The 21,657-nt window shown below is 70.9% G+C and carries 20 protein-coding genes and 1 riboswitch; of the genes, 19 read left to right on the top strand and 1 reads right to left on the bottom strand.

What is annotated here, in order from left to right; all coding sequences use genetic code 11:
* Window positions 1–105 precede the first annotated feature (105 nt).
* On the bottom strand, window positions 106–651 hold the full coding sequence (locus DX116_RS07260; RefSeq protein WP_119704180.1) for an NUDIX hydrolase family protein: 546 nt from the start codon (window positions 649–651) through the stop codon (window positions 106–108).
* A 62-nt stretch (window positions 652–713) separates the two neighbouring features.
* Between DX116_RS07260 and DX116_RS07265 the strand changes: the two genes are divergently transcribed.
* From DX116_RS07265 to DX116_RS07355, 19 genes are all read left to right on the top strand, one after another.
* Window positions 714–2,087, top strand: a complete 1,374-nt coding sequence (locus DX116_RS07265) for an NAD(P)/FAD-dependent oxidoreductase (protein ID WP_119703454.1) — start codon at window positions 714–716, stop codon at window positions 2,085–2,087.
* A 160-nt stretch (window positions 2,088–2,247) separates the two neighbouring features.
* Window positions 2,248–4,146, top strand: a complete 1,899-nt coding sequence (locus DX116_RS07270; RefSeq protein ID WP_119703455.1) for a flavin-containing monooxygenase — start codon at window positions 2,248–2,250, stop codon at window positions 4,144–4,146.
* 44 nt (window positions 4,147–4,190) lie between these two features.
* Window positions 4,191–4,970, top strand: a complete 780-nt coding sequence (locus DX116_RS07275; RefSeq protein ID WP_119703456.1) for an enoyl-CoA hydratase-related protein — start codon at window positions 4,191–4,193, stop codon at window positions 4,968–4,970.
* On the top strand, window positions 4,967–5,725 hold the full coding sequence (locus DX116_RS07280) for an SDR family NAD(P)-dependent oxidoreductase (protein WP_119704181.1): 759 nt from the start codon (window positions 4,967–4,969) through the stop codon (window positions 5,723–5,725). The genes DX116_RS07275 and DX116_RS07280 overlap by 4 nt, the downstream gene beginning before the upstream one ends.
* 58 nt (window positions 5,726–5,783) lie before the next feature.
* On the top strand, window positions 5,784–6,584 hold the full coding sequence (locus DX116_RS07285) for an SDR family NAD(P)-dependent oxidoreductase (protein WP_119703457.1): 801 nt from the start codon (window positions 5,784–5,786) through the stop codon (window positions 6,582–6,584).
* An 81-nt stretch (window positions 6,585–6,665) separates the two neighbouring features.
* A complete protein-coding gene (locus DX116_RS07290; RefSeq protein WP_119703458.1) occupies window positions 6,666–7,388 on the top strand; it encodes a FadR/GntR family transcriptional regulator in 723 nt (240 codons plus the stop codon).
* A gap of 126 nt (window positions 7,389–7,514) precedes the next feature.
* Complete coding sequence (locus tag DX116_RS07295) at window positions 7,515–8,405, top strand: cyclase family protein (protein WP_119703459.1); 891 nt, start codon at window positions 7,515–7,517, stop codon at window positions 8,403–8,405.
* 140 nt (window positions 8,406–8,545) lie between these two features.
* Window positions 8,546–9,772: an ABC transporter substrate-binding protein gene (locus DX116_RS07300; RefSeq protein WP_158591927.1), complete on the top strand. Its 1,227-nt coding sequence runs from the start codon at window positions 8,546–8,548 to the stop codon at window positions 9,770–9,772.
* A 25-nt stretch (window positions 9,773–9,797) separates the two neighbouring features.
* Window positions 9,798–10,682, top strand: coding sequence for a branched-chain amino acid ABC transporter permease (locus tag DX116_RS07305; RefSeq protein ID WP_119703461.1), 885 nt, complete (start codon window positions 9,798–9,800; stop codon window positions 10,680–10,682).
* 11 nt (window positions 10,683–10,693) lie between these two features.
* Window positions 10,694–12,475 (top strand): branched-chain amino acid ABC transporter ATP-binding protein/permease, encoded by a 1,782-nt coding sequence (locus tag DX116_RS07310; RefSeq protein WP_119703462.1) that lies wholly within the window; start codon window positions 10,694–10,696, stop codon window positions 12,473–12,475.
* Window positions 12,476–12,500: 25 nt separating this feature from the next.
* Window positions 12,501–13,205: an ABC transporter ATP-binding protein gene (locus tag DX116_RS07315; RefSeq protein WP_158591928.1), complete on the top strand. Its 705-nt coding sequence runs from the start codon at window positions 12,501–12,503 to the stop codon at window positions 13,203–13,205.
* 3 nt (window positions 13,206–13,208) lie between these two features.
* Window positions 13,209–14,360 (top strand): acyl-CoA dehydrogenase family protein, encoded by a 1,152-nt coding sequence (locus tag DX116_RS07320; RefSeq protein WP_119703464.1) that lies wholly within the window; start codon window positions 13,209–13,211, stop codon window positions 14,358–14,360.
* Window positions 14,360–15,376, top strand: coding sequence for an acyl-CoA dehydrogenase family protein (locus DX116_RS07325; RefSeq protein ID WP_158591929.1), 1,017 nt, complete (start codon window positions 14,360–14,362; stop codon window positions 15,374–15,376). The genes DX116_RS07320 and DX116_RS07325 overlap by 1 nt, the downstream gene beginning before the upstream one ends.
* On the top strand, window positions 15,373–17,517 hold the full coding sequence (locus tag DX116_RS07330) for an acetate--CoA ligase family protein (protein ID WP_158591930.1): 2,145 nt from the start codon (window positions 15,373–15,375) through the stop codon (window positions 17,515–17,517). The genes DX116_RS07325 and DX116_RS07330 overlap by 4 nt, the downstream gene beginning before the upstream one ends.
* A complete protein-coding gene (locus tag DX116_RS07335) occupies window positions 17,514–18,275 on the top strand; it encodes an SDR family NAD(P)-dependent oxidoreductase (RefSeq protein WP_119703467.1) in 762 nt (253 codons plus the stop codon). Before DX116_RS07330 ends, DX116_RS07335 begins: the two co-directional genes overlap by 4 nt.
* A complete protein-coding gene (locus tag DX116_RS07340) occupies window positions 18,275–19,252 on the top strand; it encodes an NAD(P)H-quinone oxidoreductase (RefSeq protein ID WP_119703468.1) in 978 nt (325 codons plus the stop codon). Before DX116_RS07335 ends, DX116_RS07340 begins: the two co-directional genes overlap by 1 nt.
* A 20-nt stretch (window positions 19,253–19,272) precedes the next feature.
* Window positions 19,273–20,085 (top strand): SDR family NAD(P)-dependent oxidoreductase, encoded by an 813-nt coding sequence (locus tag DX116_RS07345; RefSeq protein WP_119703469.1) that lies wholly within the window; start codon window positions 19,273–19,275, stop codon window positions 20,083–20,085.
* On the top strand, window positions 20,082–20,867 hold the full coding sequence (locus tag DX116_RS07350; RefSeq protein WP_119703470.1) for a crotonase/enoyl-CoA hydratase family protein: 786 nt from the start codon (window positions 20,082–20,084) through the stop codon (window positions 20,865–20,867). The genes DX116_RS07345 and DX116_RS07350 overlap by 4 nt, the downstream gene beginning before the upstream one ends.
* Before the next feature lie 64 nt (window positions 20,868–20,931).
* A riboswitch (TPP riboswitch) is annotated at window positions 20,932–21,042 on the top strand.
* Window positions 21,032–21,649, top strand: a complete 618-nt coding sequence (locus DX116_RS07355; RefSeq protein ID WP_119703471.1) for an ECF transporter S component — start codon at window positions 21,032–21,034, stop codon at window positions 21,647–21,649. (Overlaps the previous riboswitch by 11 nt.)
* The last annotated feature ends 8 nt before the right edge of the window (window positions 21,650–21,657 follow it).

Raw genomic sequence — 21,657 nt, forward strand, 5'->3', positions numbered from 1 at the left:
CACTCCTCGGCCCCCGGCCGCGCGGGGTCCCTGGGCGCCCCCCCCTGCCCCGGTATGGCCCCCCCCCCCACCGCTCCTACGGGTCGGGGCGGGCCGAGCGGGCTGTCAGGCGCCGAGGACGCCCAGGTGGGCCAGCGCCTGCTTGAGCAGCGTGCCGCGTCCGCCCTCCATGTCGGCCAGCACGTCGGGGTGCGCGGCCTCCTCGGGCGTGAGCCACGTCAGCTCGAGCGCGTCCTGGCGCGGATTGCACTCGCCGGTGACCGGCACGACGTACGCGAGCGCGACCGCGTGCTGGCGGGGGTCGTGCAGCGGCGTGACGCCCGGGAAGGGGAAGTACTCGGCGACCGTGAACGGGACGACCGACGTCGGCAGCTGCGGGAACGCCGTGGGGCCGAGGTCCTTCTCGAGGTTGCGCAGCAGTGCGTCGCGCACCGACTCGCCGTGCAGCACGCGCCCCGACACCAGGGTGCGGGTCATCTCGCCGGTCGTGGACGAGCCGCGCAGCAGCACGCCGATGTGCTCGACCGTGCCGTGCGAGTCGACGCGGACCGGGACGGCCTCGACGTACAGGATCGGCACCCGCGCGCGCGTCTCGTCGAGCGCGAACTCGGGGAGCCAGCCGGGATTCGGGTCAGGGGTGCGCACGGACATGCCCACATTCTGTCCTACCGGACATGACGGACGGTGCGCCCTGACCGTGCCAGCATGAGGACGTGATCAACGGCGACGTCTCGTTCTGGTGGCACCAGGCCGGTCGGCCCGCGCCGCGCGAGGCGCTCGACGGCGACCTCGACTGCGACGTGTGCATCGTCGGCGGAGGGCTGAGCGGGTTATGGACGGCCTACGCCCTGGCCGGTCTCGACCCGACGCTCGACGTCGTGGTGCTCGAGGCCGAGTTCGCCGGATTCGGCGCGTCGGGACGCAACGGCGGATGGTTGTCGGCCGAGCTGTCGGGCAGCAAGCAGCGGTACGCGGCGACGCACGGTCGCGAGGGCGTCACGGCTCTCGTGTCCGCGATGGAGCAGTCGGTCGACGACGTCCTGGAGGTCTGCCGATCGGAGGGCATCGACGCCGACGTCGTCAAGAACGGCGTGCTGTACGTCGCCCGCTCGCCGGCACAGCTCGTCCGGATGCGGGAGGGTCTCGCCGACGACCTCGCGTGGGGCATCGGCGCCGATCACCAGGCCGAGCTGACTCCCGAGCAGGTCGGCGAGAGGGTGCGGGTCGAGGGCGTGCTCGGCGGGGTGTTCAGCCCGCACTGCGCCCGCGTGCAGCCCGCCAAGCTGGTCGCGGGTGTCGCCGAGGCCGCCGAGCGTCGCGGCGTCCGCATCCTCGAGCGCACCCGGGTCACGCGCATCGAGCCGGGCGTCGTCACGACGAGCCGCGGGCGGGTGCGTGCGCCGCGGGTGCTGCGCTGCCTCGAGGGCTACACCGCGTCCCTTCCCGGACAGCGGCGGTCGTGGCTGCCGATGAACTCGGCGATGATCGTGACCGAGCGGCTGTCCGACGCCGCGTGGGACGACATCGGGTGGTCGGGCGCCGAGCTGCTGGGCGACAGCGCCAACGCCTACTGCTACGCCCAGCGCACCGCGGACGGTCGCATCGCCCTCGGCGGGCGCGGCATCCCGTACCGCTTCGGCTCGCGCACCGACGTCGACGGGCAGACCCAGGACTGGACCGTGTCGTCACTGACCGACATCCTGCACGGGATGTTCCCGGCCACGCGCTCGTCCCGCATCGACCACGCGTGGTGCGGCGTGCTCGGCGTCCCGCGCGACTGGTGCGCGAGCGTCGGCTTCGACCCGTCGACGGGGCTGGGGTGGGCCGGCGGCTACGTCGGCAGCGGGCTCACCACCACCCACCTGGCCGGTCGGACGCTCGCCGACCTGGCGCTGGCCCGCGACACCGACCTGACGCACCTGCCGTGGGTCGACCGGCGGGTCCGTCGGTGGGAGCCGGAGCCGCTGCGCTGGCTGGGCGTGCGGGCGATGTACGGCCTGTATCGCGAGGCCGACCGCCGCGAGGGGCGCGGCCTCGCCCGCCCGAGCCGCCTGGCTCGCCTGGGCGACCGCCTCACCGGCCGCTGATCCTCTGATCGGCCGAGGAATCGGTCTTTGTCCCCGCCAGCGCGGACGAAGACCGATCTCTGCGTGCCCGGAGCCGTGTGGTCGGCGGCGTGACCGTTGACGGTGACGTGGATCACCGCTATCTTAGCTATCATTACGTAGTTAGCAGTGAAAGGAATCTATGTCCCTCCGTGTCGAGCGCTCCCAGGTCGAGGCAGCCGTCGCCCAGGCGAATCCCAGCGTGCTGCGCATGGCTCTCTACCAGCTGACCCGCGACCCCGAGCTCGCTGACATGCAGGTCAACCAGGAGCCCAAGCGTGGCGGGGCCTTCCACTCGCCGATCGTCGACGAGCGCCACGCCGAGGTGATCCGGCGCAAGGCCGTCGAGCTCCTCGTCTCGGGCGATGTCGCTCGTGAGCGCGAGCTGCCGAACGACGACGACCTGCGGTCGATGATGCAGATGATGACCGCCGTCGTCCCGGACGAGGTCGCGTTCCGTCACGGCCGGGAAGAGCTCGCCTTCGACGAGTTCCCCCGTGAGGCCGTCTGGCACGGTGAGAAGCCGTCGATCCCCGAGGACTTCTCGGTCGCGATCATCGGCGCGGGCCCCAGCGGCATCGCCGCCGCGGTGCAGTTCGAGCGTCTCGGCATCCCCTACGACGTGTACGAGCGGGAGTCCGCGGCCGGCGGCACGTGGCAGGTCAACAGCTACCCCGACGCCAGGGTCGACACCAGCAGCTTCCTCTACCAGTTCAAGTTCATCAAGAACTACCCGTGGTCGGAGTACTTCGCGGCCGCGGACGAGGTGAAGAAGTACGTCCAGCACACCGCCGACACCTTCGGCGTGACCGAGCACATCCAGTTCAACTCATCGCTCGAGGGAGCGACGTTCGACGACGAGACGTCGTCGTGGACGCTCACGCTCCGCAGCCCGAACGGCACCGAGCGCCAGGCGACCGCCAGCGTGATCGTCAGCGCCGCAGGCCAGTTCTCCACGCCTCGACTGCCGGACATCCCGGGCGTCGAGGACTTCCAGGGCGACTTCTTCCACACCACGGCGTGGGACTCCTCCTTCGACCCGAGCGGCAAGGTCGTCGCGGTGATCGGCAACGGGTCGACCGGCGTCCAGCTCACCCCGTGGCTCGCCGACCGCGCCGAGAAGCTGTTCGTCCTGCAGCGCACGCCGCAGTGGATCTCCCCGATGGAGGGCTACCGCGACCGCATCACGCCGGAGATCCGCTGGCTCTTCGACAACGTCCCCTACTACTGGAACTGGTACTGCTTCCACACGCAGGTCACGACCAACGGGATGCAGCTGGCCCAGGAGTACGACCGCGAGTGGCAGGCCGGCGGCGGGCTCATCAGCGAGCGCAACGACGGCCTCCGCGCGGCGCTCACGGCCTACATCGGCGAGAAGCTGGCCGACCGGCCCGACCTGATCGAGAAGGTCACCCCCGACTACGCCCCGCTCGCGCGGCGGCTCGTCGTCGACAGCGGCTGGTACGACACGCTGCTGCGCCCGGACGTCGACCTCGTCGCCGAGGGCATCGACCACATCGAGGCCGGTGCGATCGTCACCAAGGACGGTCGCCGGCTCGAGGTCGACGCGATCGTGTTCGCGAGCGGGTTCGACGTGAGCAAGTACCTCTACCCGACCGAGTACACCGGGTCGGACGGCGTGCACCTGCAGGACCTCTGGTCCAAGGACGGCCCACGTGCCTACCTCGGGATGACCCTGCCCGGATTCCCCAACCTGTTCGTCTTCTACGGCCCGAACGCCCAGCCCCGCTCGGGCGCGTTCGTCACCTGGAGCGAGATCTGGTCGCGGTACGCCGCCGAGGGCGTGGTCCACCTCCTCGAGAACGGCGCCCGGTCGTTCGAGCTCCGGCGGGAGGTCTTCGACGACTACCAGTCGGAGGTCGACGCCGCCCACGACAACCTCATCTGGCAGGGCGAGGCGCCGGCCGACAAGAACTACTACGTCAAGGACGGTCGCCAGATCGTCCACTGGCCGTTCCGCAACGAGGAGTACTACGACCGGGTGTCGTCCTTCGACCCCGACGCCTTCACCATCTCCTGACCTCGCCGGCCGTCCGTCGCGAACAGATCCGAAAAGAGGAATCCATGAACACGCTCGTCGTCGAGCAGCACGACCGGGTGGTCACGGTCACGATCGACCGTCCGCCCGTCAACGCGGTGACCTTGGAGATGCAGCACGAGCTCTCCTCGGTCTTCGGAGGTCTGGCCGAGGACAAGAGCGTCGGCGCCGTCGTGCTCGCGGCGGCCGGCGACCGTGCCTTCTGCGGAGGGATCGACCTCAAGGAGGTGGCGGCCGACGGGCCGGCCGGCGACTCGCTCCAGGCGCAGGTCAACCCGGGCTGGCAGTGGCGGGCGACCCAGCACGTCATCCGCCACGCGGCCGTCCCCGTCATCGCCGCGGTGGAGCGCCCCGCGATCGGTGCCGGCTTCGGGCTGCTGGGAGTCTGCGACCTCATCATCGCCGCCGAGCGCGCCACCTTCGCGCTCACCGAGATCAACGTCGGCCTGCTCGGCGGCGGCAGCAAGGCCCTGCGCCTGCTGGGTCCGCACAAGGCCCGGATGATGCTGTTCACGGGCCGACCCGTGACCGCTGCGGACATGTACCGGCTCGGCGCCGTCGAGGAGGTCGTCCCCGACGGGCAGGCGTTGCCCGTCGCCCAGCAGCTGGCGGCCGAGATCGCGTCGAAGAGCCCGCTCGCGATCCGCATGGCCAAGGAGTCGATCGTGCGCATCGAGGGCGACGAGGTCGAGCGGCAGTACCGCACCGAGTGGGACTACACGAACCGCCTGGGGCACCTGAACGACTCGCGCGAGGCGATGAGCGCCTACCTCGAGAAGCGCGAGCCCGAGTGGAGCTGGTCATGAGCGAGGGCGCGCTGCTCGCCGGGCAGGTCGCGGTCGTCACGGGCGGCGCCAGCGGCATCGGCCTGGCCACGGTCAAGCTCCTCTGCGAGGACGGGGCCCGCGTGGTGATCGTCGACCGCGACGCGGCCGCGTCGGCCGTTGCGGTCGCCGAGCTGACCGCTGCCGGGCACGACGTCCGCAGCGAGCTCGTCGACATCGCGTCGCAGGACGACGTCGACTCCCTGGCCGGCACCGTGCTCGCCGACGGCGGACGGATCGACATCCTGGTCAACAACGCCGGCGTCAACGCCGAGGCGATGACGTTGTGGGAGACCCCGCCCGAGATCTTCGAGAAGATGTGGCGGGTCAACCTCTTCGGCACCTACCTGATGTGCCGGGCCTTCGTGCCGGCGATGATCGAGCGCGGCTACGGCCGGATCGTCAACGTGGCGAGCGTGGCGGGCAAGGAGGGCAACACCGGCAGCAGCGCCTACTCGTCGGCCAAGGCGGCAGCCATCGGCATGACCAAGTCGCTCGGCAAGGAGCTGGCCGGCACGGGGGTCATCGCGAACGCGGTCACCCCGGGCGTGATCCGCACGCCGCTGGCCATGCGGACGACGCCCGAGCACATCCAGCGGCTCGCGGCGAAGATCCCGATGGGACGCATCGGCGAGCCCGAAGAGGTCGCCGAGATCATCCGCTGGGCCTCGAGCCCGCGGTGCAGCTTCACCACCGCGTCCGTCATCGACGCCAGCGGCGGCCGGACGACCTACTGATCACGGGTCGCGGAACGGTTCCGCGGCCGGCACCACCTTTCACGGAAGCAGGACGAGCGTGAGTCTCGACAACAGCCCCATCGCCGACTACGCAGCCAAGGCCTCGCTGGCCGGAACCTGCGCGATCGTCATCGGCGCAGGTCACGGCATCGGCCGCCAGACGGCCCATGCCCTGGCGCAGGTCGGCGCCAGCGTCATCTGCGTCGACCTCGACCGCGAGCGGGCGGAGACCGTCGCGCACGAGGTCGGCGGCACGGCCGTCGTGGCCGACGCGTGCGAGCGCGACGGGGTCGCCGAGATCCTCGCGGCAGCTGCCCGGTCCGAGCACCGCCTGGGCACGATCGTCGACATCATCGGCATGGCGACCTTCGGCAACCTGGACGAGCACACCGACGAGATGTGGGCCCGCAGCGAGCGGGTCAACCTGCGTCACGCCGTCCTGACGGTCGAGCTCGGGGGCGCTGCGCTGGCCGAGGCCGGCGGCGGCACCCTGGTGTTCGTGGCGTCCATCAGCTCGACGTACGGCACCCAGCACCACGGCGCGTACGGCGCTCACAAGGCGGCCCTGCTGTCGCTGGTGAAGACGGCCGCCGTCGAGCTCGGCCCCAAGGGCATCCGCGTCAACGCGGTGGCTCCGGGTGTCATCTGGACCGAGCGCATGGGCACCGCGATCGGCGAGGCGAACCGGGACGTCTTCGCCGAGAACACCCCGACGGGCCGCCTGGGCGAGCCCAGCGACGTCGCCGGCGTCATCTCGTTCCTGGCCACCGACCTGTCGTCGCACGTCAACGGACAGGCCGTTCTGGTCGACGGCGGCGTTGGCGTAAGGTTTCCGTACCCGGTGGACCTGCTCGTATGAGTCCGTCCGGACACGTCAACATCTCGGCGGGCAGCGGGTGTCAGGGGCCTGCGTTGCGCGGCGCGACAAGGAGCATGAGCAATGGCGACGAATCGAGTGCGGATCCCGAAGGCGTCGGACGTCGTCATCGCGGAGATCCGCGAGCGGATCCTCTTCCATCGCCTGCCGGTCGGCACGCGGCTCCCGAACGAGACCGAGCTGATGGAGCAGTACGGCTTGGGGCGGGTGACGGTCCGCGAGGCGCTGCGCGTGCTGGAGCGCGACGGCCTGGTCGAGATCAGGCGTGGCCCGACGGGCGGCATCTTCGTGCGGCACACGGACATCTCGCAGGTGAGCGACGCGATGGCGATGCTGTTCCGCTTCAGCGACACGACGCTCGGCGAGGCCTCGGAGTTCCGGTCGCTGCTGGAGCCGCGGGTGGCCCGGCTCGCCGCGATCAACGCGACGGAGGTGCAGCTGGAGCAGATCGCCAAGATCGCCAACGGAGACTTCGACGCGGTGCGCCTGGCGGAGTTCCACGCCCTGCTCACGGCTGCGTGCGGCAACAAGGTGTTCGAGATGACGCTCAAGGCGCTCCACGACTCGGCCGCCGGGCACTACCGCTACGACCTCATCGAGTCCGAGCTGCCGGACGGCGGCACCCACGACCACGTCGAGATCGCGAAGGCGATCGTGGCCCGTGACGCCGACGCGGCCGAGGACGCGATGCGTCGCCACCTCGCGACGTACGACCAGTACCTGCGGGACAACCACATCGACGGTGTCCCGACGATCCCGGAGAAGACCGCCGCCACCACGCGGTGATCCCCGCCGCCCTCCGGCGGCACCCACGCGAACCATCCTCGGCGGTCGGTCTCGCGACCCTGCTCGCATCCCTCACGGGTGCGTGCCCGCGTGCCCGCACGCCCTTCTGCAGAGGTGACACCTGCCATGACCGTGCCCTATCGAGACCTTCCTGCCGGTGACGCCCGAGGCGTCTTCGGCGACGACGACGTCCTCGGGACGCTGAACCTCCAGACCCCGGAAGCCGTGCTGAGTGCTGCTGCGTCGATCAGGAGCGGCAAGGTCTTCAGCCTGAACGCCCCGATGGAGCTGCCCGACCCTCCCCTGTTCGACCGTGAGCCGTTCCGGCACCACGTCTTCCGCACGAAGATGGGCAACCGCGACGACTGGGTCGACAACTTCTATCCGCAGAGCTCGTCGCAGTGGGACGGGTTCCTGCACATCAGCGACCCCGAGATCGGCTCGTACAACCACCAGCCGCCCGAGCGCCTCGGCGTCGAGAACTGGGCGCGGCGAGGGATCGCCGGGCGCGGTGTGCTGCTGGACGTCGAGCGCTTCCTGCGCACCCGCGGCGAGCAGCTGCACTGGCACACGTCGCGCCCGATCTCGGTCCGCGAGCTCGACGACACCCGGCTGGCGCAGGGCATCGAGTGGCAACGGGGCGACGTCCTGCTGCTGCGCACCGGGTGGTGGGCCGGATACCTCGCGGCGAGCACCGAGGAGCGTCACGACGTGCGCACGCGGCATGACTCGCCCGGCCTCGAGGCCTGCGCGGAGATGGCCGAGTACCTGTGGGACCACGGCATCAGCGCGGCTGCGGCGGACAACATCAGCGTCGAGTCGATGCCGCTCGGCACCGAGCTGCTGCACCACCGGACCCTGGTCCGGCTCGGCATGCCCTGGGGCGAGATGTGGTGGCTGGACGCCTTGGCCGACGACTGCGCCGCGGAGGGCCGCTGGGACAGCCTGCTGGTCTCGGCGCCGTGGAACCTCAGCGGCGGCATCGGGTCTCCGGCCAACGCCCTGGCGCTGCGGTAGACCCACCGGCACCGCGGGGTGGCTGGTCGCCGCATGCTTCGCCCGAAATTCCGGGCGAACGCTTGACGTGTGACCGCCATCACGGCAGGATGCTCACTAAGATCACTTAGATAACTATGATTAGCAGGAAAGAGACGGGCATGACGATCTTCACTCGTTCGAAGCGGGGCGCAGCCTTTGTCACCGGGTTGGTGCTGCTTGGCACCACGGCGGCCTGTGGTGGCGGCAGCGGTAGCGGCGGCGGCTCGGGACCCATCAAGGTCGGGGTCCCGCTCGGGATCACCGGCCCCGCGGCCGGCACCGCGGACTGGGACCGGATGGGCGTCGAGCTCTCCGTGAAGCAGATCAACGCGGACGGCGGCATCGACGGCCGCAAGGTCAAGGCGGTCTTCGTCGACACCGAGCTCGACCCGGCCAAGGCCGTGACTGCCACGAACCGGCTCATCAACGAGGAGAAGGTCGACCTCGTCGTCGGCCCGATGACCAGCGACGAGACGCTGGCGACCCTCCCGGCCCTCAGCCGGGCCAACATCCCCTCCATCAACGGCGCCGGCAGCAAGCTCGACCCGAAGGTCGCCCCGTACTCGTTCGGCATGCTGCTCAACGCCGAGTACCAGGGTCAGAAGATGGTCGACTACGCCGTCAGCGAGTACGGCGCGAAGAAGGTCGCCGTCATCAGCTACTCCGGCACCCAGGGCAAGGTCGGCCGAGAGGCGATCGAGAAGCAGCTCAAGGTCAAGGGCGTCGAGGAGTCGGCCGGCCAGGAGTACGACATCCCGGTCACCGACCTCAGCTCGCAGGTCCTGGCGCTCAAGAAGGGCAACCCGGACGTCGTGCTCGCCTTCCCCCAGACCGGCAACGACACCGGGCTGCTCGTGCAGGCGATGCGCGACGCCAACCTGGACGTGCCGGTCGTCGGCAGCTACGCGACGACCTATGCGGGGCAGGCCAAGGCCGTCGCCGGTCCGGATGCCTACAAGAACTTCGTCTCCGTCAGCTGGCCTGCGTTCAGCGCCTGCTCGACGAGCGACGTCCGCACCGAGGCCACCGACTTCATCGCCGAGGTCAAGAAGACGTACGGCGAGAAGCGCACGACCGGTGCCGCCTTCGACAACATCGCCTCGTTCCGCGATGCCCTGTGGCTGCTGAAGGCCGGCATCGAGGGCTCGAAGTCGACGGACGCGAAGAAGGTCACCAGCTGGCTGGCCAAGAACGAGACCGCGGCCGCCAAGAAGCAGCCGCTCGTGCACAACGCCTACGCGCTGAGTGACGACAGCCGCTTCCTGATGGACCCCGACTCGCTGACCCTCGTCAACGCCGGCACCGAGGTCGTGCCGGGCATCATCCAGCGCATCGACGGCTGCTGATCCGGAACCTGAGGGAACCACTGTCATGAACGAGATCCTGGTCATCCTGATCCGCGGCGCCGGCGTCGGCTCCTTGTACGCGCTGATCGCCATGAGCCTGAACCTGGCGTACAACGCGACGGGGGTGCTGAACTTCGCGCAGGGTCACCTGCTGGTCACGGCAGGCGTCTGCACCTACCTGTGGATGCCGGACGGCGCCGGCACCGCGTCCCCGATGTGGTACCTCACGCTGGTCGCCGTCCTGGTGGCGACCGCCGTGGTCGGGATGATCCAGGGTCTCATCACGCTGATCCCGATGCGGCGCGATGGTGGCAGCCACTCCTGGGTGGCCACCACCATCGCCGGATCGATCGTCCTGGGCGCCCTGATCACCCTGTGGATCGGTCCGCAGGTCGTCAACGTGCCCAACTACTTCGGGTTCGTGCCGCTGCCGGACGGCCGGGTGCCCGGCGTCTACCCGATGCTGGTGGTCCTGGCGCTGGTGGTGTGGGCCGGGCTGCGCTGGTACCAGAGCTCCTTCCTCAGCGGCCTGGCGCTCAACGCCCTGAGCCAGGACGTCGACGCGGCCCGGGCCGCGGGAGTGCCGGCACTGAAGTTCCAGATGCTGGCGTTCGGCCTCGCGGCGGCCATCACCGCCGGGGCAGGGTTCATCGGGTCCAGTGCGATCGAGATCTCGGGCAGCCGCGGCACCAACTACGTGATCTTCGGCTTCATCGTCGCCGTCATCGGCGGCATCGGAAACAACAAGGGTGCGCTGATCGCCGGCCCCCTGTTCGGCGTGCTGATGATGTACGTCTCGTTCGAGCTGGGCGGCGGGTTGCAGGTGGTCACGGCCTTGGCCGTCATCGTCGCGGTCCTGCTCCTCCGGCCCCAAGGAATCTTCGGGCGTCCCCACGCCCGACGGGTATAGGTGAGGTAGCCATGTCAACGAAGCACTCGACCCGGCCACGGCTGATCCGCCGTGAGCTGCGCAGGGATCTCGTCGCCGGCACGATGCTCATCGCTGCCGCCACGCTGGTCCCGACCTTCATGGGCAACCTGTTCTGGCAGCAGGCCATGCTCCTCGCCGCGGTCTACGTGATCGCGGCGGTCGGGCTCGACGTCCTGCGCTCGCAGGCCGAGCAGATGTCGTTCGGGCAAGGAGCCGTGCTGGGCGTCGCGGCCTACGTCGCGGCTCTGGCGAACGGGGTGTGGGAGAAGCCGCTGATCGTCGCGGCGGGCCTCGGCCTGGCCGCCGGGATGGTGACCGGCATGCTCATGGCGCTGCCCTCGCTGCGGGTGCAGAGCTACTACCTGGGCTTCGTCACCCTGGCAGGTGCCCTGGCGCTGCCCGACCTCATCATCAAGTTCAAGGACCAGACCCAGGCGCTCACCGGCGTCAACGTGTTCCTCGACGGGATCAACGAGCCCCTGGTGGGGTCGCTCAACTGGCTGACGATCGGCGTGACCCTGCTGGCCGTGCTGGCGATCTTCGGCGGCGCCGTCCTCCGGTCGTCCGGCTTCGGTCGGGCCATGCTGCTGGCCGGCGAGAGCCCCGAGGCGGCGGTGACGGTCGGGCTGCGTCCCGGTCAGCTCCGGCTGCAGGCGTTCGCGCTGTCGTCGTTCGCGGCGTCGGTGGCCGGCGTCTGCTACGTCGGGGTCATCCAGTACGTCGGCTCGGGATCGTTCACCCTCGCGCTGTCGGTGATGCTGTACTTCGTCGTCATCGTCGGCGGTCCCGGCAAGGTGCTGGGCCCGATCCTCGGTGTCGTGCTGCTCTACATCGTCCCGGACCACCTGCTCGCCGGTCTGCTGGACTACCGCCTGCTGATCTACGGCACGCTGGTGCTCGTCGTCATGCTGGTGATGCCCGAGGGGATCGCCGGCGGGCTGGACCGCCTGCTGCGCAAGCTGTCGAAGCGCTCCGACGACCGCAGCCGCACCCTGATCTCCTTGGCTCCGATCCTGGCGGCCGCACCTCGCGCCGAGGTCTCGGAGTCGGACGAGGCCCGTACCCCTCTGCTCGTCGTCGACGACGTGCGGCGCAGCTTCGGGTCGGTGAAGGCGCTCGACGGTGCGTCGATGACCGTGGAGCGCGGCACCGTGCACGCGATCGTCGGGCCCAACGGGTCCGGCAAGACCACGTTGCTCAACGCGATCTCGGGCCTGATCTCGGTCGACAGCGGCACCGTCGAGCTCGAGGGCCGCGACATCACGTCCACGTCGGCCAGCGCCCGTGCCCGGCTCGGGCTCGGGCGGACCTTCCAGCAACCACGGGTCCTGGACTCGCTCTCGGTCTGGGAGAACATCGACTGCGGTCGTCGGTCCGCGCACCAGATCGAGTGGTTCGAGGAGGCCATCGCCGCCTACGCCGCCGAGTGGGACACCATGAACAGCGGCGTGCTCCCGCACGGGCAGCGCCGGTTCGTCGAGGTGCTCAGGGCCCTGCACGCCGGGCCGAGCCTGGTCGCGCTCGACGAGCCGGCCGCCGGTCTCTCGCACGGTGAGCGCCTCGAGTTCGGCCAGCTGCTGCGCGACGTCGCCAAGACCACCACGGTCACGGTGCTGATCGTCGAGCACGACCTCGACCTGGTCTGGAACATCGCGGACACGATCACCGTCGTCGACGGCGGCCGAGTGATCGCCTCCGGCACGCCGGCGGAGCTCCGCAACAGCACGACCATCGCCCATCTCTTCGTCGGAGTCGACCATGTTGCAGGTTAAGGATCTGAGTGCCGGCTACGGCCGGATGACAGTGCTTCGCGACGTCTCGCTGCACGTCGAGCCCGGCCAGCTGTCGCTGCTGCTCGGCCCGAACGGCGCCGGCAAGACGACGCTGCTGAGCACGATGGCGGGGCTGATCAAGCCGCAGTCGGGCACGGTCGAGGCCGAGAACGACGTCATCTCGGGCTGGACGCCCGAGCGCGTCGCTCGGCACGGCGTCCGCCTCGTGATGCAGGGTCACCGCGTGTTCCCGGAGACCTCCGTCGAGGACAACATCCGGCTCGGACAGATCAGCGTGCCCCGCAAGCAGCGCCGTCCCGAGCGGGAGATCTTCGACGAGGCCTTCGGCGTCTTCGACATCCTCGGTCAGAAGCGTCGCCAGCCGGCGCGCGACCTGTCCGGAGGGCAGCAGCAGATGCTGGCCCTGGTCCAGGCGTGGGTGGCCCGACCGAAGTACATGCTCTGCGACGAGCCCTCGATGGGCCTCGCGCTCTCGCTGGTGCCCGAGATCCTGGCCTTCCTCAAGCGTCGCACCGCCGAGGGGATGGGCGTCCTGCTGGTGGAGCAGTCGATCGACCAGCCGCTGCGGTTCGCCGACCGCGTGATGGTCATGCGGCACGGCGAGATCGGCTTCGACCGCGACATCGCGGACGTCGAGGGCGTCGAGCAGATCACCCAGCAGATGCTCGGCCAGGCGTCCGCCGGCTCGTCCACGAACGACGTCCGCTAGTCCGTGGACCTGACACTGACGCCGGACCAGGCGAGCTTCCAGGACGAGGTCAGGACGTGGCTGCGCGCCCACGTCCCGACCGAGCGACTGGCGAGCCCCGGCACGCCGGAGGGTCTCGAGCAGCACCGCTCCTGGGAGCGCACGATGTTCGAGGCCGGCCTCGCCGCGGTCCACTGGCCGCGCGAGCACGGCGGACGCGGCCTCGGCCCGATCGAGACGTCGATCTTCTACGACGAGTACCTCGCCGCCGGTGCGCCCGACCGGCTCAACCGCCTGGCGCTCGGGCTGGCCGGGCCGACCCTGATCGAGTGCGGCGACGAGGCCCAGCGTGAGCGCTGGCTGTCGAACATGCTGTCCTGCGACGAGATCTGGTGCCAGGGGTTCAGCGAGCCCGGCGCGGGCAGCGACCTCGCCTCGTTGCGCACGCGTGGCGTGGTCGACGGCGACCGGCTCCGGGTCGACGGCCAGAAGATCTGGACCTCGCACTCGCAGTTCGCCGACTGGATCTTCGCCCTGGTCCGCACGGACCCGGAGGCTCCCAAGCACCGAGGCATCACCTTCGTGATGATCGACCGGCACAGCCCCGGTGTCGACGTGCGGCCCATCCGGCAGATGAACCACAGCTCGTCGTTCGCCGAGGTCTACTTCGACGACGTCGAGGTGCCGCTCGAGAACGTCGTGGGCGAGCTGAACGACGGGTGGCGGGTCGCCATGGTCGCGCTGACCAACGAGCGGAGCAGCAACCTCAACACCGCCGCGCACTTCGAGCGGCTGCTCGGCGAGGTCATCGACCTGGTGCCGCCCGAGCGCCGTCGCGACCCGCGGATCGCGGCCGAGATCGGCCGGTTCCACGAGGAGATCGAGGCGTACCGCTACCTGACCTTGAGGACGCTGACCGAGCTCTCGAAGGGGCGACGACCCGGGATCCAGTCGTCGATGGGAAAGCTCTGGTGGAGCGAGATGCAGACCCGCATCCACGAGCTCGGCCTCGAGATGCTCGGCGACGACGCCGAGCTGCTGGATCCGGCCGACGCGCCCGGTGGCTTCGTGCACCGCTACTGGCTCGGCCGTGCCGCACACATCTACGCGGGGTCCAACGAGATCCAGCGCAACATCATCGCCGAGCGCTGGCTCGGCCTGCCGAAGGGGCGCTAGTGGATTTCGAGTTCGACGAGGACCAGGTCGCGTTCGGAGCCGCGGTGCGCCGCTTCCTCGACGCCAAGCTCCCTCCGTCGCGCCTGCGCACGATCTGGGACGAGGGCCAGGGCTACCGCCACGAGGTGTGGCGCGAGCTCGCCGGTCTGGGGGTGGCCGGCTCGCTGGTCGACGAGGCGCACGGTGGGTCCGGCGGCCGGCTGACCGATCTCGTGCTGGTGCTGGGCGAGCTCGGGACCCACGCCGTGCCCGAGCCGGCGGTCGAGACGGCCGTCGTCGCACCCCTGGTGCTGAGCGGGTTCGGCGCCCCAGCGCTCCAGCAGGAGTGGCTGCCCCAGATCGCCGCGGGCGACACGATCGTCGCCGTCGCCGCGCGTCCGGAGGGGGCGCGGGTGCCCGACGGTGCCACAGCGGACGTCACGCTGGTGCGCTCGGGCCACGAGGTCCATCTCGTCCGGCCCCAGCGCGTGACCGCCCGCCCACTGGCGGGTGCCGACCCGTCCCGGCGGCTGGCGGAGTGCGACTACCGGCTCGACGACTCCACGCTGGTCACCGTCGACCCCGCAGCGTCCCTGCTGATCGACACCGCCGGTGCGGCGGGCACAGCCGCTCTGCTCGTGGGACTGTGCGACCGGCTGGTCGACCTGACCCGCGAGCACCTCCTGACGCGGCAGCAGTTCGGCCGCCCGCTCGCCGAGTTCCAGGTGCTGAAGCACCGTCTGGTCGATGTCGCGGTCGCGGTCGAGGCGGCCCGCTCGCTCACCTGGAACGCCGGCTACCGCGTGGGCGTCGGCGACCCGGGAGCGGCGATGGCCGCGCGGGCGGCCAAGGCCGCGGCGAGTGAGGCCGCATCGAGAGCCGGGGCCGCCGCCCTGCAGCTCCACGGAGGCATCGGCTTCACGTGGGAGCACGACCTGCACCTGTGGTTGCAGCGAGCCATGTCATGGGAGCGGTCCTTCGGGATCGCTCGCGAACTGCGCGCCCAGATGGGCGCCGAGCTGTTGGAGGCGAAGTGAGCACGAGAAGCACGGCATCCGAGGTGGTCAGCCTGTTGCTGCACGCCACCGCCATCACGATCGTCGGCGCGTCCGACAACGGCGCCAAGGCGTCTGGCCGCACGATGAGGTACCTGCGCAAGTACGGGTACAAGGGCGACATCTACCCGGTCAACCCGAGCCGCGAGACGGTGCAGGGCGAGCCGGCGTATGCGTCGATCGAGCAGCTGCCGGCCGTCCCGGACGTCGCCGTGATCGTGCTGCCGAAGGCCGCCGTCGCCGCAGCCATCGAGGCGTGCGGCGCCAAGGGCATCAGGTTCGCGATCGTCTTCGCGGCCGGGTACGCCGAGGTGGGGGCCGAGGGCGCACAGGAGCAGGCCGAGCTCGCGGCGGTCGCAGAGCGCGCCGGCGTGCGGTTCCTCGGACCGAACTCGGTCGGAGCGGTCATGGCGGCAGAAGCCGTCACGACGGCGTTCATGACCGGGCTCGACCAGGACCGCTTCGCCCTGCGCGACGACGGCGTCGCCTTCGTCTCCCAGAGCGGCGCCATGGGCGGTTTCGTCCTCAACATGGCCCAGAGCGACGGCCTCGGCGTCGGGCGCTTCTTCAGCACGGGCAACGAGGCCGACCTGGCGCTCGGCGAGCTGATGGAGGGGTTGGTGGACGAGGGGTCCACCCGCGCGATGCTCGCGTACGTCGAGGGCGTGCGTGACGGCGAGGCGTTCTGCCGGGCGCTCGAGAAGGCCCAGCGGGCGCGGGTGCCCGTGGTGCTGATGAAGGTGGGCCGGTCCGAGCGCGGCGCCGTCGCGGCGGCCTCTCACACGGGCGCCCTGGCCGGCTCCGACGCGGTCCTCGACGGGATCCTCGAGCGCTACGGTGCGCAGCGCGCCGAGGACGTCGAGCAGCTGGTCGACTTCGGGCGCGTCTTCGCGGCCAACCGCATCCCCCGCGGCCGCAAGGTGAGCATCATGACGATCTCGGGCGGTGCCGGCGTCCTGATGACCGACTACGCCGAGGACCTGGGGCTCGACGTGTTCGAGTGGGACCAGCCGTGGCAGCGCCGGATGGCGGAGATCCTGCCGATGTACGCCCCGGTCAGCAACCCGATCGACACGACCGGCGCGATCGCGGCGGACCAGCAGATCCTGACCGACGGTCTGCAGCTCTGCCTCGACAATCCCGAGACCGACATCGCGATCGTGCTCCTGGGCAACCTCGAGATGGAGGAGGACGGGCTGTGCGACCGGATCATCGAGGTCGCGGCGGGGTCGGACAAGCCGATCCTCGTGGCCTGGGTCGGCGGCTCGGGCAACCCGCGCCGGATCCTGTCGTCGGCGGGTGTGCCGACGTTCACCGACCCGGTGCGCGCCATGCGTGCGGCTGCGGCCCTGGCCGACTGGGCCCTCGCCGAGCCCCCTGCGCCATCGCCGGCGGGACCGTCGTCCGAGCTGTCGGTTCTGAAGGACCGGTTGGCCGCCATGGCCGACGACGGTGTCTCGATGCTCCACGAGATGCAGAGCAAGAAGGTGCTCGCCCAGAGCGGCATCCCCGTCACGCGGGAGATCGAGGCGAGGAGCCCGGCCGAGGCACGCGCGGCGGCCGACGAGATCGGCCTGCCCGTCGTGCTCAAGCTGCTCTCGGACGAGGTGGAGCACAAGTCGGACATCGGCGGCGTGAAGCTCGGCCTGGCCGACCTCGACGCCGTCGAGGACGCTGCCGCCGAGGTGCTGGCGATCGCCGACAGGCTCGAGCTCACCGAGCGGAGCGTCGTGGTGCAGGAGTCCGTGACCGGCGGTGCCGAGCTGATCCTCGGAGCGACGCACGACCCGACGTTCGGGCCGGTGGTGGTGGTCGGCCTGGGCGGCATCTTCACGGAGGTGCTGCGCGACGTCGCGATGCGGCCGGCCCCGATCGACCCGGGGGAGGCCCGCCGCATGGTCGCCTCCCTGCGCGGTGTCGCGCTGTTGCGCGGCACGCGGGGGCTGCCGGTCGCCGACGAGAGTCGCCTGGCGGCGGCCATCAGCGACTTCTCGCGTGCCTTCGCGGAGATCTCGCCGGCCGTGGAGTCGATCGACGTCAACCCCTTGGTGATCACGGGCTCCGGCGGCGTCATGGCGCTCGACGGTGTCGTGACCCTGAAGAACAAGGAGGAGCAGCGATGACCACACGCACCCGCGCCGCGGTCGTGACGGGATCGGCCGGTGGCATCGGGGCCGGCATCTCCGACAGCCTGCTCCGAGCCGGCTGGAACGTCCTGGCCACCGACATCGACGAGCAGGCGCTCGCAGGATTCGCCGCCGCACGGACCGAGCACGCCTCGCAGCTGCGGACGCTGCCGGTCGACGTGGCGTCCGAGCCCGACTGGGCTGCGGTCGTCACCGAGGCGGAGCGGTGGGTCGGTGGTGTCGACGCGCTGGTCAACAACGCGGCGATCTCCCCCAAGCACGACGGCGCGAAGCTGGTCACCGCGGACATCCCCGCCGAGGAGTGGGATCGTGTCATCGGGATCAACCTCACCGGTGCCTTCTACGGGCTGCGCGCGGTCCTCGAGCCGATGCGCGAGCGTGGCTGGGGGCGCATCGTGAACCTGTCGTCGCAGGCGGCGCACACGGGGGCCCGCGTCGCCGGCGCGCACTACGGTGCGACGAAGGCAGCGCTGCTCGGGCTGACCCGCACCGTGGCGCACGAGTACGGGCCCTTCGGCATCACCGCGAACGCGATCACGCCGGGGCGCATCGAGACCCCGATGGCGGCTGCCGTCAGCGACGAGGTCAACGAGACCTGGCGACGCTCGATCCCCGTCGGCCGGCTCGGGCAACCTGCCGACATCGGCGCGATGGCCGCCTTCCTGCTCTCCGAGGAGGCCTCGTTCGTCAACGGCGCGACGCTCGACGTCAACGGCGGCAGCAGGATGGGCTGATGCTGGCGATCACGATCGCCGGGCAGGGCGACGACTCCACGCTCGAGCTCGTCGAGGCACCCGAGCCGGTGATCGGCCCGGACGAGGTCCTGGTCGAGGTGGCCGCGGCCGGCGTGAACCGCACCGACACCCTCCAGCGACGCGGCGCCTCGCTCACCGCGACGGCGGCGCCCCAGGTCCCCGGCCTCGAGGTGTCCGGTGTGGTGGCCGCGACCGGCGAGGCCGTGCGACGGTGGCGGGTGGGCGATCGGGTGTGCGCCCTGCTGACCGATGGTGGCTACGCGACGCACGTGGCGGTGCACGAGTCGCACGTGCTCGCCGTGCCGGAAGGCCTCGACCTGGTCGAGGCGGCGGCGCTGCCGGAGGCCCTGGCGACCGTGTGGTCGAACCTGACCGCGCCGGTCGGGCTCCGTGGCGGCGAGACCCTCCTGGTGCACGGTGCCGGCTCCGGCATCGGGACGATCGCGATCCAGGTGGCGACGATGCTCGGTGCCCGGGTGCTGGTCACAGCCGGGTCACGGGCCAAGCTCGACGCCTGCCGCGAGCTCGGCGCGGACGAGGGCATCGACTACCGCTCGGAGGACTTCGTCTCCGGCGTGCACGAGCGCACCGCCGGACGGGGGGTCGACATGATCCTCGACATCGTCGGGGCGTCGTACCTCGCTCGCAATGTCGCGGCCCTCGCGCCGGACGGCCGGATCGCCGTGATCGGTCTCCAGTCGGGGGCGACGGGCGAGCTCGACCTGCTCGACGTGCTGCGCAAGCGAGCGGTCATCACCGGCTCGCTGCTGCGCCCGCGGTCGCCGGCGGACAAGGCGAGCATCCTCCAAGCCGTCGCCGAGCACGTGCTCCCGGCCGTCGCCGAGGGACGTGTCCGTCCCGTCGTCGACTCGGTGGTGCCGTTCGCGCAGGCCGGCGCGGCCCACGCACGGCTCGAGGCCTCGGACCACTTCGGAAAGATCCTGTTGGTGCCATGAACGATCACGAGGACACACCCATGAGCTCATACGTCGCACCGGACCTGACCGAGGTCGGGCTCGAACAGCTGACCTCCCTCGCAGGACGCGGTGCGCTCGTCACCGGCGGTGCGCGAGGCATCGGGGAGGCCGTCGCGCGACGTCTCGCGGAGGCCGGCGCGCGCGTCGTCATCGCCGACCGCGACGGCGACGGGGCCGAGTCCGCGGCGCTGCGGATCGCCGAGCGGACGGGGTCTCCCGTCACCGGCCTCGCCATGGACATCGCCGACGAGGCATCGGTCCGCGCGGGCATCGCCGCCGCCACCCGGCAGGGGCCCCTTGACCTCCTGGTCAACAACGCTGCCGTGCTGACCCCGACGGGCGATCCCCTGAGCGCGAGCCAGGAGCACCTGCGCCGGATGTTCGACGTCAACGTGGTCGGCACGTTCCTGGTCACGCGGGAGGTCGCGGCCCAGATGGCGCCGGGCGCGAGCATCGTCAACGTGATCTCGACGTCGGGCCTGCGCGTCTCCCGGGGCACCATGGCCTACGCCGCGTCGAAGCACGCGCTCACCGGCCTGACGAAGAGCCTCGCCCTCGAGCTGAGCGGTCGGGGCGTCCGCGTCACCGGGGTCGCCCCGGGGATCGTCACGACGCCCGGCGTCGCCGAGATCGCCACCGACCTCGCGGCCGCCGGGTACGCCGGCGGACGTCCGCCCCTGATGCCCTTCGGGCGCCACGGGGTCCCCGACGACGTGGCCAGGGTCGTCCTCTTCTTGTGCACAGGCCTCGCGTCATGGGTCTCCGGGTCGGTGATCGGCGTCGAGTCCGGCCGTTTGGAGGTGCTCGCATGAGCCGAGCAGTGATCACGACGGACACGGTGGTGGCGACCGCCGACGGACCGATCCTGCGCATCGAGATCAACCGCCCCGAGGTGCGCAACGCGATCGACCTGCCGACCGCCCGCGCGATCGAGGCAGCCGTCGACGCGTTCGAGGCCGACGACGACCTCCGTGTCGCCGTGCTGCACGGGCGCGGGGCGAACTTCAGCGCCGGGATGGACCTCAAGGCGTTCGCGGCGACCGGTGAGCGTCCGGTCACCGAGCGTCGGGGAGCCCTCGGCATGGTGGCGGCGCCGCCGAGCAAGCCGATCATCGCGGTGCTGCACGGTGCCACGCTCGGCGGAGGGTTCGAGCTCGCCCTCGCCTGCGACCTGATCGTCATGGAGGAGGGCAGCGAGGTCGGGCTCCCCGAGGTGACGCGTGGGCTGGCCGCCGGCGGGGGAGGGGCCATCCGCCTGCCCCAGCGGATCCCGCACCACGTGGCCCTCGACCTGGTGCTGACCGGGCGCCGGATGCCGGCCGCCGAGGCCGAGCGGTGGGGTCTGGCCACTCGTCTGGTCCCCGCGGGCCAGGGGCTGCAGGCGGGTCTGGAGCTCGCAGCGGCCGTGGCCGCGGCTGCCCCGCTCGGCGCGCGCGCGTCCAAGCAGATCGCGGTGCAGAGTCGCACGCTGACCTTCGAGGAGGCGCTCGCGGCGCAGGAGCCGTTGATGCAGGTCGTCCGCACCTCGGACGACGCGGCCGAGGGCGCGCGAGCGTTCGTCGAGCGGCGTCCGCCGCACTGGAGCGGGCGCTAGCCGCGACGCCGACGCACGTCCGTCAGCCCGGTGGGTGGACGGCGGTGCCGAGGAGTAGGGTCGGACCACACGACAGGGGAGCGCCACCGCAGAGGGCGCTGAGAGTGCGGATCCGCCGCAGACCCTTGAACCTGCACCGGTTAGTACCGGCGAAGGGAGTCACGATGAGTTCTGCCACCACGTCCAAGCCCGGGTTCGACGTGCGATACCGCACGATCGACCTGGTCACCATCACCACCCTGGGTGTCGCCTTCGGCGTCATCTTCTGGGGCTGGGGCAAGCTGTACGAGCCGCTCAGCGGGCTCGCGGTCTTCTCGTTCCCGCCCAGCTCGGCGCTGCTCGGAGGCGTCTGGCTCACGGCCGGCGTCGTCGGCGGCCTGATCGTCCGCAAGCCCGGTGCGGCCTTCGCGACGGAGTTCATCGCGGCCGCCGTGTCGTCGTTCATCGTCGGCGGGACGCAGTGGGGCTGGGGCGTCTACGCCTCCGGTTTCTGGCAGGGCCTCGGCGCCGAGCTGATCTTCCTGCTGTTCTTCTACCGCCGCTGGGGCGTGCTCGTCGCGGCCCTGGCCGGCGCCGCGGCCGCGGCGTTCGAGGCCGTCTACGAGTGGACGAGCTACTACTCCTCGTGGGACATGGACTACAAGCTCGCCCACCTGGGCTTCTTCGTGGTCTCCGGCGTCGTCGTGGCCGGCCTCGGCGGCTTCGCGCTCGTCAAGGCGCTGGCCCGTGCCGGCGTGCTCGACGCCTTCCCGGCCGGACGCGAACAGGCCGTCGAGGTCTAGGCGACCGC

Origin of the sequence: Aeromicrobium endophyticum (assembly GCF_003586285.1) — a bacterium.
Taxonomy (GTDB): domain Bacteria; phylum Actinomycetota; class Actinomycetes; order Propionibacteriales; family Nocardioidaceae; genus Aeromicrobium; species Aeromicrobium endophyticum.